Source organism: Acinetobacter bouvetii, assembly GCF_902753875.1.
Lineage (GTDB): Bacteria > Pseudomonadota > Gammaproteobacteria > Pseudomonadales > Moraxellaceae > Acinetobacter > Acinetobacter bouvetii_A.
The window spans coordinates 1-13,310 of sequence record NZ_CADDTS010000033.1 but is presented as its reverse complement, the minus strand read 5'-3'; the positions used below and the strand labels follow the sequence as shown (position 1 = coordinate 13,310).

Below are 13,310 nucleotides of genomic sequence, written 5' to 3'. Positions count from 1 at the left end.
AATATGATGATTTTGACTGATAAAAAGCCACGCGTGAATGTCGAAGGGATTTTAACTGCGGAAGAAATCCACGAAATTGAACATCACATTGGTCACTATCCGTACCCACGTGCTGCATCGCTAGATGCGCTCAAAGGTGTACAACGCCGTAATGGCTGGGTAGATGATGCGCAGCTAAATGCGATTGCTCAAATGCTTTCAATCAGCGTTGCTGATTTAGAAGGGGTAGCAACATTCTATAACCGTATTTACCGCCAGCCTGTAGGCCGTCACGTAATCTTGTTATGTGATTCGATTGCATGCTTCTTGATGGGTGCGGAAACTTTGGCAGAAGCATTCCAGCGCGAACTCGGGATCCAGTTTGGTCAAACCACCGCTGATGGTCGTTTTACCTTGCTTCCGATTTGCTGCTTGGGTAACTGCGATAAAGGTCCTACGTTGATGATTGATGAAGACACGCACGGTCTGGTTGAAGTGACATCAATTCAACAGTTATTGGAGAAGTATGTATGAATACCGAACCAAAACCAATTTATGGCGACGGTAACCCGGAAACTCATCCATTAACTTGGCGTTTGAGTAAACAAGAACACGTTCGCAGTGCAGATGATTACGAAACGCTTGAAGGTTATGCCGGCTTTAAAAAAGCCATTGGCATGCAACCGAAAGAAGTGCTTGAAGTGATTAAAGCGGCGACTGTAAAAGGTCGTGGTGGTGCAGGTTTCCCGGCAGGGATTAAATGGTCATTGATGGCACCGAATGATGGTGGCCCTCGTTACTTGATCTGTAATGCCGATGAAATGGAACCAGGTACCTTTAAAGACCGTTTGTTGATGGAAAAACTTCCTCATCAATTGATCGAAGGGATGCTGATTGCAGGTTATACCCTTGAAGCAACTCAAGGTTATATCTTCATCCGTGGTGAATACATCGAAGCGGCTCAATACTTAAATGAAGCATTAGAGCAAATTCGTGCCAAAGGTTACTTGGGTGAAAACATCCTGGGTACTGGCTGGAACTTTGATTTACACGTGCATACCGGTGCGGGTCGTTATATCTGTGGTGAAGAAACTGCATTGATTAACTCGCTTGAAGGTCGCCGTGCCAATCCGCGTACTAAACCGCCATTCCCGCAAGTTGCAGGTGCTTGGGGTCGTCCTACAATTGTCAACAACGTAGAGACCTACAACAACTTGCCAGCGATTATGCTGCGCGGTCCTGAATGGTATATCGGTTTGTCTGCAGGTAAATCGAAAGATCCGGGTACCAAAATTTACGGTGCATCAGGCAAAGTGAAATTCCCTGGTCTATGGGAACTACCATTTGGTACCACTGCACGTGAAGTGATTGAAGATCACGCTGGTGGTATGCGCGACGGTTTAAAACTGAAAGCCTGGTTACCCGGTGGTGCATCGACTGACTTTCTGGCCGCTGAGCATATTGACTTGCCAATGGATGCAGAAAGCATCATGAAAGCGGGTTCACGTTTAGGGACCTGTTTGCTCATGGTAGTGGATGAAACTCAATGTATGGTTTCAGCGACACGTAACCTTGAAGAATTCTTTGCACGTGAGTCTTGCGGTTGGTGTACACCTTGCCGTGATGGTCTACCTTGGGCGGTGAAAGCGCTGAAAGCACTTGAAGATGGTACAGGTAAGAAAGAAGACATCGATCACTTACAAGAGCTTACTCGTAAGCTTTGGATTGGTAAAACTTTCTGTGCTCACGCACCAGGTGCGATGGAACCACTTATGGGCGCACTCAAACATTTCCGTGGCGAGTTTGAAGCGAAAGTCGTAAATGCGGCTGCTCAGACTAGCAACGTAGAACAAGCTTAAGGAATTCGACTATGGCTACAATTCATGTCGATGGCAAATCGTACGAAGTCAATGGCTCAGAGAACTTGCTACAAGCATGTTTGTCTTTGGGTATTGATATTCCGTATTTTTGTTGGCATCCATCCTTAGGTTCTGTCGGTTCTTGCCGTCAATGTGCTGTGACTCAATATGCGAATCCGGAAGATACCCGTGGTCGTTTGGTCATGTCATGTATGACTCCGGCAGCTGACAATACCTATATTTCAATTGAAGATAACGAAGCAAAAAGCTTCCGTGCTTCTGTTGTTGAATTCTTGATGACCAACCACCCACACGACTGTCCAGTCTGTGAAGAAGGTGGTCACTGTCATTTACAAGATATGACTGTGATGACACAGCACGACCGTCGTCGTTACCGTTTCACCAAGCGTACGCATTACAACCAGGAGCTAGGCTCATTCATTTCACACGAAATGAACCGTTGTATCGCGTGTTACCGTTGTGTGCGTTACTACAAAGACTACGCAGGTGGTACGGACTTTGGTGTTTATGCCAATGCTTCGCGTGTTTACTTTGGTCGTCCAGAATCAGGCACTTTAGAGTCTGAATTCTCTGGTAACTTGACTGAAGTCTGCCCAACTGGCGTATTCACCGACAAGACTCATTCAGAACGCTATAACCGTAAATGGGACATGCAGTATGCGCCAAGCGTATGCCAAGGCTGTTCTTCAGGTTGTAACATCTCTCCGGGTGAGCGTTATGGTGAAATCCGTCGCGTAGAAAACCGTTTCAATGGTGACGTTAACCAATACTTCCTTTGCGATAAAGGCCGTTTCGGTACGGGTTATGTGAACCGTGCAGACCGTCCACGTCAACCACAATTCCGTGATGGTGCCAACGTAACGACTGTTTCAGTTGATACAGCGCTAGATACGGTGATTGCAAATATCCAGGGCAAAAAAGTTCTAGGTATTGGTTCACCACGTGCATCGCTTGAAACCAACTTCGCACTTCGCGAATTGGTCGGTCAAGACAACTATTCAATCGGTATCTCACAAAAAGAGCAAAATCTGGTTGAATTGGCTGCATCGATCATGCAAACCGAGGGTGTTTATAACCCGACCATGCGTGAAATCGAAAGCTACGATGCGGTAATGATTTTAGGTGAAGACTTAACTCAAACTGCGCCACGTATGGCCTTGTCGGTTCGCCAAGCAGCGAAAAACAAAGCTAAAGAAATGGCAGCTGAGCGTCGTACTCAAGAATGGTTGGCTGAACCGGTACAACGTATTGCTCAGGATGAAAAATCTCCGATTTATATCTTGGCTGCGACTCAAACCCGTTTAGCAGACGTGGCGACTGGTGAAGTAGTTGCTTCTCCAAATGATATCGCACGTTTAGGCTTCGCGGTTGCGGCAGCAGTGAAAGGTGAAAGCATTTCTGGTCTGGATGATGATGCCAAAGCATTTGCTCAAACCATGGCAGATACCTTAAAAGCAGCGAAAAAACCACTGATCATCTCTGGTACCAGCTTACAAGATGCATCAATCATGGAAGCTGCGGCACAAGTGGCGCAAAATCTGGGTTCAAATGCAGGTCTAACATTGACTGTTCCTGAAGTGAACTCAATGGGCATGGCAATCTTTGGTGGTCAAAGTCTGGAACAAGCATTTGCCCAAGATTATGACACTGTCGTGATTGTGGAAAATGACTTGTATCGCCGTTTACCTGCTGCACAAGTGAATGCTGCACTTTCAGGTAAAGAAGTGATTGTTTTGGATCACTCTGAAACTGAAACTGTGAAAAAAGCGGATATCGTGCTTTCAGCAGCAAGCTTCGCGGAAGGTGATGGTACTGTGGTATCGCAAGAAGGCCGTGCACAGCGTTTCTACCAAGTGTATGACCCAAGCTACTACAAACCTGAATACGCGATTAAAGAATCTTGGCGCTGGTTGCATGCCATTGAAACTGGCGTGAAAGGTAAAGCGATTTCCTGGACCTTGCTGGATGACGTGATTGAATCTGTGGTGAAAAACGTACCTGCTCTAGAAGCGATTCAAGAGGTTGCACCAGATGCCGGTTACCGTATCCATGGCTTGAAAATTGCGCGTGAACCACGTCGCTATTCAGGTCGTACTGCAATGCGTGCTCCGCTTTCAGTTCATGAGCCTAAACAGCCAATTGATGTCGATTCTGCATTAACGTTCTCTATGGAAGGTTATGTCGGAAATGAAACGCCATCATCACTGATACCGTTTGCATGGTCTGCAGGCTGGAATTCGCCACAAGCTTGGAATAAATTCCAAGACAACGTGGGTGGTCACTTAAAAGGCGGTGATTCAGGTATTCGTTTATTCGACCGTTTGGCGAAACGTCCGGCACGTAGTTTTGTTGCTCCGGCACCAGTACTTGCAAACCCTGAAAGTTTCCGTTTAGTGCCTATGCATCACATCTTTGCTTCTGGTGAATTTACGGTGAAAACACCTGCGATGGAATCACGTATTCCTGATGCCATGTTTGCCGTAGGTGAACAGGATGCTGCGCGTTTGAACCTGCAAGATGGTCAAAAAATTACGGTGCAAGCAGGTGAGGCAACCATTAGCCTTCCAGTGCAAGTTATTGAATATTTACCTACAGGTTATATTGGTTACCCAATTGGTCTTGCACCAACGGTTTCACTTGCAGAGCCTGTATCAGTCGCGGTAGGAGTGTAATTCATGAATCAAGAAATTATACGTCAAACACCGCTATGGGCTGAGAACTGGCCAATCGCTTATTCTGTGATTCAGGCGATTGTGATCTTGCTTGTAGTGGTGCTTGTCGCTGCGTTGATGTCATTCATCGAACGTCGTTTACTTGCGTTATGGCAAGACCGTTACGGTCCAAACCGTGTTGGTCCTGGGGGGATGTTCCAAATCGTTGCCGACATGTTGAAAATCATGTTCAAAGAGGATTGGACACCTAAGTTTGCCGACAAACTGACTTTCCGTTTAGCACCAGCAGTGGCTATGGGTACTGCGGTACTTTCATTTATGGTGATTCCTGTCAGCCCAACACTTGGTGTTGCTGACATGAGCATCGGCCTGTTGTTCTTTATGGCAATGGCCGGTATTGCTGTATATGCAGTGTTATTTGGCGGTTGGTCGTCTAACAACAAATATGCACTCTTGGGTGGTCTACGTTCTGCAGCTCAAACCATTTCTTATGAAGTGTTCTTGGGTATTTCATTAATGGGTGTGGTTGCAATTGCAGGCTCATTCAACATGCGTGAAATTGTTGAAGCTCAACGTGATGTCTGGTTTGTGATTCCTCAATTCTTAGGTTTCTTGATCTTTGTGGTTGCGGGTGTTGCGGTAACTCACCGTCATCCATTTGACCAACCAGAAGCGGAACAAGAATTGGCGGAAGGTTACCATGTCGAATATGGCGGTATGAAATGGGGGATGTTCTTCGTTGCGGAATACGTTAACGTTGTACTGATCTCTGCTTTAATCGTCACTTTATTCTTCGGTGGCTGGTTAGCGCCATTCAACTTAGAAATTCCATTTATTCCACCAGTGTTCTGGTTCATTATCAAAACAGCATTCTTTGTGATGATGTTTGTCTTGGCTCGTGGTTCTTTAATGCGTCCACGTTATGACCAAGTCATGAACTTTGGTTGGAAAATTTGTTTGCCATTGGCGTTGGTCAACTTGTTGGTGACTGGTGCTGTGATTCTGATGAATCAGGCCTAGGACAGCAGGGAGTACAAAATGTATAAAATTCTAGCTGGATTCGGGTCAATTGTACGTTCATTGTGGATGGTTTTCAGCCACGTGACACGTAAACGTGACACGATTTTATATCCAGAAGTGCCAGCTGAACAAATTGTTCCGCCACGTTACCGTGGTCGTATTGTTTTGACACGTGATCCAGATGGTGAAGAGCGCTGCGTAGCATGTAACCTGTGTGCGGTTGCATGTCCGGTGGGCTGTATTTCTTTACAGAAAGCGGAAAAAGAAGATGGTCGTTGGTATCCGGAATTTTTCCGTATCAACTTCTCTCGTTGCATTTTCTGCGGTATGTGTGAAGAAGCGTGTCCGACGACAGCAATTCAGTTGACACCAGACTTCGAGTTAAGTGAATACGTTCGTCAAGACTTGGTTTACGAGAAAGAGAACTTGCTCATTTCAGGTCCTGGTAAATATCCTGACTACAACTTCTACCGTGTAACCGGTATGGCTGTAGCAGGCAAAGAAAAAGGTCAGGCACAACGTGAAAGTGCACCAGTTGACGTACGGAGCTTATTACCATGATGTGGCCATTTTATTTGATGGCACTCGTGGCCATTGTTTCTACGATTCGTGTTGTGACTAACGCAAATCCTGTACATGCTTTATTAAGCTTGATCGTGTCACTCCTTGCTGTAGCAGGGATATTCATGATCGTGGGTGCGCCTTTTGCCGGTGCACTTGAAATTATTGTTTATGCCGGCGCGATCATGGTGTTGTTCGTGTTCGTGGTGATGATGCTGAATCTTGGTCAAAATACAGTGGACCAGGAACGTAAATGGCTGACTTCATCGGCTTGGGCATATCCAGCATTAATGAGCTTCCTGATGGGCCTTGTGCTTGTCTGGATGCTCGGTTCGGATTACACAACCGCAGGTCCGGTAATGGGCACTAAAGTTGTAGGACCTAAAGTTGTCGGTACTGCGCTCTTTACTCACTACTTACTATTGGTTGAAGTTGCCGCAATGTTATTGCTTGCAGCCCTGGTTGCAGCATTCCATTTAGGTAAACGTGAACCAAGTGCAAAAGAGGAAAAAGAATAATGGGCAACATTCCTTTAGAACACGGTTTAATCGTTGCAACCATTCTTTTTGCACTGGGTTTTTACGGTGTAATGGTGCGACGCAACCTACTATTTATGTTGATGAGCCTTGAAGTGATGATGAACGCAGCTGCGCTTGCGTTCGTTCTTGCAGGTAGTGCATGGTTACAACCAGATGGGCAAATCATGTTCATCCTGATCTTAACTTTGGCTGCTGCAGAGGCTTGTATTGGTCTTGCGATCGTCCTTCAGTTCTACCATCGCTTCCATCATTTGGATGTGGATGCTGCTAGTGAGATGCGCGGATGAGTTATTTATATTTAACAGTATTATTTCCGCTCATTGGTTTTGTCCTCTTAGCGGCGGGGCGCAATAAGCTTCCTGAAAATGTGGCAGCCATTATTGGCGTGGGTTCAGTCGGTTTATCTGCTTTATTTGCACTGATTGCCGGTATGGGCTTTGTCAGTAACGGCTCGTTGGCTCAGGTTCAACATCTTTGGACTTGGTTCAATGTCGGTGGTTTTGCACCGGGCATGAGCTTGCATCTAGATGGCCTGTCATTATTGATGACCGGCATGATCACCGGTGTGGGCTTCCTGATCCACATCTTTGCATCATGGTACATGCGTGGTGAAGAAGACTTCGCGCGTTTCTTCTCTTACTTCAACCTGTTCGTAGCCAGCATGCTTTTGCTGGTACTGGGCGATAACCTAGCGTTATTGTTCTTGGGTTGGGAAGGTGTAGGTCTTTGCTCTTACTTGCTGATTGGTTACTACTATCAAAACCCGGAAAATGGTTTTGCAGCAATCAAGGCATTTACCGTAACCCGTATCGGTGACGTATTCTTGCTGATCGCATTGTTCTTGCTTTACCAACAGTTTGGTACTTTGCATATTGGAACAATCGTTGCCAATGCACCTCAAGTTCTAGCTGGTGACCATTCACTTGCGATCTGGACATCATTAATGTTGTTCTTGGGTGCTGCCGGTAAATCTGCACAAATTCCATTACAAACATGGTTGGCTGATGCGATGGCAGGTCCTACACCTGTTTCTGCATTGATCCATGCTGCAACAATGGTCACCGCTGGTGTTTATTTGTGCTGCCGTATGTTCTCCGTGTTTGAAATGACTCCAGAAGTGATGATGTTCATCTCGATCACTGGTGCAGTAACACTGATTGTTGCTGGTTTTGCGGCACTGGTTCAAACCGACATCAAACGTATTCTGGCTTACTCAACCATGAGTCAGCTCGGTTATATGTTTATGGCAGTAGGTGCTGAAGCATACCAGGCCGGTCTATTCCACATGCTTTCACACGCATTCTTCAAGGCATTATTATTCTTGTCTTCTGGTGCGGTGATTCTGGCTTACCACCACGAACAAAACATTTTCAAAATGGGTGGTTTGTTCAAACATAACAAATTCCTGTTTGCCTGTTTCGCGATTGGTGGCGGTGCATTGGCAGCTATTCCATTCCTGACCATCGGCTTCTTCTCGAAAGATGCGATCTTGGGCGCAGTTTGGGCGCAAAGTCACATTGCAAATCTTCCTGTATATAACTGCTTATACTGGACAGGTGTTGCGGGTGCATTCTTAACCTCAATCTATACATTCCGTTTAATCTGGGTTGTATTCTTTGGTAAAGAAAACACACCGTATCACGAAATCAAAGGTGCGACGTATTGGGCGCCGTTGGGTATCTTGGCGGTACTTTCAACTGGTTTGGCTTATTTCTTGAAAGCACCAGTAGAAGCTGCATTAACCAAAGCCAATATTCCAGCTTTCGTTATTCCTGAAGCGCTTGAAGCAGGTGTACATGGTGCTGAATATACAGCTGTGGGTATTGCGCTTGCCGGTCTAGTAGTCGGTATTGTGTTATTTGCTTTTGCTTATAATGCAGTGAAAGGTTTTGCCCGTACTTCATTGGGTGCTGGTCTTGCGAATATCTGCCGTAATGCACTTGGTTTTGATGCGTTGTATAACATCGTATTTGTTCAACCATATTTGCTTATCGCGAAAATTTTAGGTCGTGATCCGATTGATGGTTTGTGGTTAGTGCTTCCTGCCATTGTTAAAAGTGGTCATAGCTTCACAAGCTCACGCCAAACAGGTTCATTACGTGAATACGCATCAAGTATGTCACTCGGTGTAGTGGTCTTGCTGATGATCCTGATCGTGATTCAGGTAGTGGGGAAATAAGATGGAAATCACAAACAACTGGATTTTACCCGCGCTGATCCTCGTACCGTTCATTGCAGGTTTTATTTGCTGGTTAGTCGACAAGCTCGATGACAAACTCCCGCGTTACATTGCGTTAGTGGGGATGCTCGTAACACTGGGTCTCACTGTTGCGCTTTGGAATTCGGGTACATATCAATATGAATTAGGCGCCAAAGTTCCAACTTGGTCTGCCGAATTCATGCTGCCTTGGATTTCAACCCTAGGCATTAACATTCACCTTGCGGTGGATGGTCTTTCACTTCTTATGGTTGGCTTGACTGCATTACTGGGTGTACTTGCAGTGGGCTGTTCGTGGGGTGAGATTCAAAAGAACGTTGGTTTCTTCCACTTAAACCTTTTATGGTCTTTGGGTGGGGTGATCGGTGTATTCCTTGCGATTGACTTGTTCCTGTTCTTCTTCTTCTGGGAGATGATGCTTGTACCAATCTACTTCCTGATTGCGTTATGGGGTCATAAAGGTGCGGACAACAAATCACGTGTATATGCTGCGACCAAGTTCTTCATCTATACCCAAGTCGCAGGTTTAATCATGCTCATCGGTATCCTAGGCCTTGTGGTTTACGGTTACATGATGACTGGCATGATCGGCTTCGATTACAACTACCTGTTAGGTGTAGCGAATACGCTTGATGCACAATTGCCATCAGTGGCTTATGCCTTGATGATCTGTATGTTCATTGGTTTCGCTGTAAAACTTCCAGTGTTCCCATTGCACGGCTGGTTACCAGATGCACATGCTCAAGCACCGACAGCCGGTTCTGTTGACTTGGCAGGTATCTTGATTAAGACAGCTGCATACGGTTTGCTGCGTTTTGTAATGCCATTCTTCCCGGCGGCTTCTGCTCAATTTGCAGACATCGCGATCATTTTCGGTTTAATCGGTATCTTCTACGGTGCTTGGTGTGCTTTCCAGCAAACCGATATGAAACGTTTACTTGCGTATACCTCTATCTCGCACATGGGCTTTGTATTACTTGCGCTTTACGCCGGTAATATCCTGACCTTCCAGGGCTTGATGATCATGATGCTGGCACATGGTATTTCATCTGCTGCACTGTTCATCATGTGTGGTCAAGTGTATGAACGTTTACATACACGTGACTTACGTTTAATGGGCGGTATTCGCGGTCAGTTCCAATACCTTGCATTCTTCTTGATGTTCTTTGTTGCTGCGTTAGTGGGTATTCCAGGCCTGGGTAACTTTATTGGTGAATTCCTGATCTTGATGGGTTCATACGCAAAATTCCCAACCTTCACCATTTTGGCAGCCATCAGTTTGGTATTGGCAGGTCTTTACGGCTTGATCCTGATTCACAAAGCATTGTTTGGTACACCAAATGAAGAGCAAAAACAAAATTATACAAGCCCATTGAAAGACTTGAATGCGCGTGAAATTGTTATTTTGTTAGTGTGTGCTTTTGGTCTACTATGGCTCGGTATCTACCCACAAAGCTTCCTTGATATTTCAAATTCAAGCATGGCGTGGTTAGCAAACAGCTATATCCCAGTTCAAGAAGTTGTCGATGCGACTCAACAAGTCGTATCTCAACAAAATGTGGAGATCCAATAAGCCATGAACTTCACAATGTCATTTTCTGAGCTTATGCCATTAGCTCCTGTGATGATCGTGGCTTTAACTGCGATCGTAGTGATGCTTCTCATTGCAATTAAACGTAACCATAATTTAATTGCAACTGCTTCTGTAGTCGGTTTAAACCTTGCAGCAGCCTATGTCTTGATTGCGATGTTCGGTGGTGCTTCTGCACCAGCGAACGTGATGGGCATGTTTATGCTCGACCCATTTACCTTGCTTTATCAATTGGTGATTTTGGTCGCTGCGCTGGCTTGCTGTACGCTGTCACACGCTTATATTGAAAGCTATAAAGATAACCGTGAAGAATTGTATATCTTGATGTTGTGTTCGGTAGCGGGTGCAATGCTCATGGTGGCAAGCTCTCACTATGCATCTTTCTTCATTAGCCTTGAGTTGATGTCGATTCCTGTATACGGTCTGTTGGCTTATACACATCAGCGCTCACAGTCTTTGGAAGCCGGTATTAAATACCTGGTACTTTCAGCGACTGCGTCTGCAATGTTGTTGATGGGTATGGCTTATATCTATGCCTATACTGGTTCATTGTCTTTCTATGACAATGTTCAAGCCTTGATGCAAGCCATCAAACAGCCAATGGTGATTTTAGGCCTAGGCCTGATTGTCTTTGCTGTTGCATTTAAATTGTCTCTTGCACCATTCCACAAATGGACTCCAGACGTATATGCAGGTGCACCAGCGCCAATCGCAACTTTCCTTGCGACTGTAGCTAAAGTGGCAACCATTGGTTTGTTCGTGCGTTATTTACTGTCTTCAGGTGCCATCCTGGTCGAATCCATCGTCACAATCATCACGATTATTGCGGTGCTTTCTATCCTGGTGGGTAACTTCCTTGCAGTACGTCAAGTCAACTTGAAACGTATTCTGGGTTACTCATCTATTGCACACTTTGGTTATTTGCTGATTGGTTTAGTCAGCATGACGTATGCAAGCCTGGGTAACGTATCTGTATATGTAATCACTTATGTGTTAACCACGATTGGTGCATTCGGTGCTGTAGCATTGATGTCGAGTCCGTATAACAATGTAGATGAAGCACAAAGCTTGGCCGATTACCGCGGTCTGTTCTGGCGCCGTCCAATCTTGACTGCAACCTTGACTGTGATGATGTTGTCTCTTGCAGGTATTCCATTGACTGCAGGCTTCATTGGTAAGTTTCTGGTGGTGATGGCTGCGGTAACAACTCAGCACTGGTTCCTGGCTGCCATGATTGTAGTGGGTTCAGGTATTGGTCTTTACTATTACCTGCGTGTAATGGTCGTGATGTACATGACTCCGCCAGATACTCCACGTATTGATGCCGACAAACATTGGGGTCAAAAAGTGGGTGGTATTATGGTGCTTGCAGCGGCATTGGCTGTATTGGTGATTGGTATTTATCCTGATCCAATTATCAAGCTTGCGCTTCAAGCCGAGATTTTATCTCCATTGCATTTCATGCTATCTCAGCAATAATCTAAAAAAACTATAAGTTTTTTCGAAAAAGCCTCCTTTGATAGGGGGCTTTTTAGTTTATAAGAGATATAAAAAACATTTATAATAGCTGAAATTTTATCTCATCTTTTAGGTGCTCTCCCGTGGCTATTCATGAAATCCGTCATCCGCTCATTCGACATAAACTTGGTTTGCTACGTCGTGCAGACATTAGTACAAAAAACTTCCGCGAATTAGCACAAGAAGTCACCATGCTTTTGACTTATGAAGCAACTAAAGACTTACCTGTATGTGATCACGAAATTGATGGCTGGGCGGGTAAAGTAACTGTAGACCGCATTGCCGGTAAAAAAATTACTGTTGTGCCGATTCTACGTGCCGGTATTGGCATGTTAGATGGTTTCTTGAACCTGATTCCAAGTGCAAAAGTATCTGTACTCGGTTTAGAACGTGATGAAGAAACTTTACAAGCCCGTACTTACTATAAAAAATTGGTTCCAGACGTACAAAATCGTCTTGCGATGATTATTGATCCAATGCTCGCAACAGGTTCATCTTTGGTTGCAGCCATTGACGTATTAAAAGCCAGCGGTTGTAAAGATATTCGCGTCATGGTGTTGGTTGCAGCACCTGAAGGTATTAAGCGTGTTGAAGATGCGCATCCTGACGTGACCATTTTTACTGCATCTGTAGATCATGGTTTAAATGAAAACGGTTATATCGTGCCAGGTCTGGGTGATGCCGGCGATAAAATCTTTGGTTCTGTTCAAAAAGACTAAATTTTGGATAGAAGCGGAAAAGGGGCTTTTTAGCCTCTTTTTTTATATACTGTAGACATGGCATTTTTAGCATAGGGCAGCAGCATGAAAGATGAATTACATCAGGGTAAAATTAAAAAGTATGACCCTGAGAAAGGCTTTGGTTTTATTGGTACGGCTGAAGGAGATATCTTCTTTCATATCTCAGATTTTCCTGCGGCAGAAGGCGAACCGAAACGTAATGAACGGGTTAAATTTGTGGCTGTTGAAAATGGTGATAAATACAAGGCCGTTCGTATAGAACGCGTTGAAGATAAATCAGCTAAAGCTAAGAAATCAAAAATTTCTGCGCACAATAAATCAATTACATCTGCTTTATTGTCGAATTTTAAACGTTGATGATTCAGATTTTAAGATTAATAATCTAATCTTGAGCTGGTACCGGCACAGGGATATTTTTTAGATTAAAATCTGACCAGTGGGTGAGCAAAAAAGAGGCATAAAGTCCACTGCTGTCCCATAGTTTGCTTTAAATAAAAAACCTGAGTCTAAAGTAGTTAAAATATAAGTGCGACCAAACACTTTAACTATAAGGACTCAGGTTTTGTCACATCAGAATACCGTATTTCATCAA

12 protein-coding genes are annotated in these 13,310 nt (G+C 44.7%); all 12 read left to right on the top strand.

Annotated features, from left to right (window positions below; genetic code table 11):
- Positions 1 to 3: 3 nt before the first annotated feature.
- Complete coding sequence (gene nuoE / locus FB6_RS09775) at positions 4 to 513, top strand: NADH-quinone oxidoreductase subunit NuoE (protein WP_174559813.1); 510 nt, start codon at positions 4 to 6, stop codon at positions 511 to 513.
- Positions 510 to 1,838, top strand: a complete 1,329-nt coding sequence (gene nuoF, locus FB6_RS09770; protein ID WP_174559812.1) for an NADH-quinone oxidoreductase subunit NuoF — start codon at positions 510 to 512, stop codon at positions 1,836 to 1,838. The genes nuoE and nuoF overlap by 4 nt, the downstream gene beginning before the upstream one ends.
- 11 nt (positions 1,839 to 1,849) lie before the next feature.
- Positions 1,850 to 4,531: an NADH-quinone oxidoreductase subunit NuoG gene (gene nuoG, locus FB6_RS09765; RefSeq protein ID WP_174559811.1), complete on the top strand. Its 2,682-nt coding sequence runs from the start codon at positions 1,850 to 1,852 to the stop codon at positions 4,529 to 4,531.
- A gap of 3 nt (positions 4,532 to 4,534) precedes the next feature.
- Complete coding sequence (gene nuoH / locus FB6_RS09760) at positions 4,535 to 5,551, top strand: NADH-quinone oxidoreductase subunit NuoH (protein ID WP_174559810.1); 1,017 nt, start codon at positions 4,535 to 4,537, stop codon at positions 5,549 to 5,551.
- An 18-nt stretch (positions 5,552 to 5,569) separates the two neighbouring features.
- A complete protein-coding gene (gene nuoI, locus FB6_RS09755) occupies positions 5,570 to 6,112 on the top strand; it encodes an NADH-quinone oxidoreductase subunit NuoI (RefSeq protein WP_174559809.1) in 543 nt (180 codons plus the stop codon).
- Positions 6,112 to 6,630, top strand: coding sequence for an NADH-quinone oxidoreductase subunit J (gene nuoJ, locus FB6_RS09750; protein WP_174559901.1), 519 nt, complete (start codon positions 6,112 to 6,114; stop codon positions 6,628 to 6,630). Before nuoI ends, nuoJ begins: the two co-directional genes overlap by 1 nt.
- A complete protein-coding gene (nuoK, locus tag FB6_RS09745) occupies positions 6,630 to 6,938 on the top strand; it encodes an NADH-quinone oxidoreductase subunit NuoK (protein WP_067726428.1) in 309 nt (102 codons plus the stop codon). The genes nuoJ and nuoK overlap by 1 nt, the downstream gene beginning before the upstream one ends.
- Entirely contained in the window at positions 6,935 to 8,830 is a 1,896-nt protein-coding gene (nuoL, locus tag FB6_RS09740; protein WP_174559808.1) for an NADH-quinone oxidoreductase subunit L, read from the top strand. Before nuoK ends, nuoL begins: the two co-directional genes overlap by 4 nt.
- A 7-nt stretch (positions 8,831 to 8,837) precedes the next feature.
- Positions 8,838 to 10,442 carry an NADH-quinone oxidoreductase subunit M gene (gene nuoM / locus FB6_RS09735; RefSeq protein ID WP_174559900.1) on the top strand — a complete coding sequence of 535 codons (1,605 nt, stop codon included), beginning with the start codon at positions 8,838 to 8,840 and terminating at the stop codon, positions 10,440 to 10,442.
- A 3-nt stretch (positions 10,443 to 10,445) separates the two neighbouring features.
- Positions 10,446 to 11,939 (top strand): NADH-quinone oxidoreductase subunit NuoN, encoded by a 1,494-nt coding sequence (gene nuoN / locus FB6_RS09730; protein WP_174559807.1) that lies wholly within the window; start codon positions 10,446 to 10,448, stop codon positions 11,937 to 11,939.
- A gap of 122 nt (positions 11,940 to 12,061) precedes the next feature.
- Positions 12,062 to 12,697, top strand: a complete 636-nt coding sequence (gene upp, locus FB6_RS09725) for a uracil phosphoribosyltransferase (RefSeq protein WP_174559806.1) — start codon at positions 12,062 to 12,064, stop codon at positions 12,695 to 12,697.
- 84 nt (positions 12,698 to 12,781) lie between these two features.
- Entirely contained in the window at positions 12,782 to 13,075 is a 294-nt protein-coding gene (locus tag FB6_RS09720; protein ID WP_174559805.1) for a cold-shock protein, read from the top strand.
- The last annotated feature ends 235 nt before the right edge of the window (positions 13,076 to 13,310 follow it).

Coding starts and splice junctions, on each gene's coding strand:
- nuoE (WP_174559813.1), top strand. CDS start 4: ATGATGATTTTGACTGATAAAAAGCCACGCGTGAATGTCGAAGGGATT.
- nuoF (WP_174559812.1), top strand. CDS start 510: ATGAATACCGAACCAAAACCAATTTATGGCGACGGTAACCCGGAAACT.
- nuoG (WP_174559811.1), top strand. CDS start 1,850: ATGGCTACAATTCATGTCGATGGCAAATCGTACGAAGTCAATGGCTCA.
- nuoH (WP_174559810.1), top strand. CDS start 4,535: ATGAATCAAGAAATTATACGTCAAACACCGCTATGGGCTGAGAACTGG.
- nuoI (WP_174559809.1), top strand. CDS start 5,570: ATGTATAAAATTCTAGCTGGATTCGGGTCAATTGTACGTTCATTGTGG.
- nuoJ (WP_174559901.1), top strand. CDS start 6,112: ATGTGGCCATTTTATTTGATGGCACTCGTGGCCATTGTTTCTACGATT.
- nuoK (WP_067726428.1), top strand. CDS start 6,630: ATGGGCAACATTCCTTTAGAACACGGTTTAATCGTTGCAACCATTCTT.
- nuoL (WP_174559808.1), top strand. CDS start 6,935: ATGAGTTATTTATATTTAACAGTATTATTTCCGCTCATTGGTTTTGTC.
- nuoN (WP_174559807.1), top strand. CDS start 10,446: ATGAACTTCACAATGTCATTTTCTGAGCTTATGCCATTAGCTCCTGTG.
- FB6_RS09720 (WP_174559805.1), top strand. CDS start 12,782: ATGAAAGATGAATTACATCAGGGTAAAATTAAAAAGTATGACCCTGAG.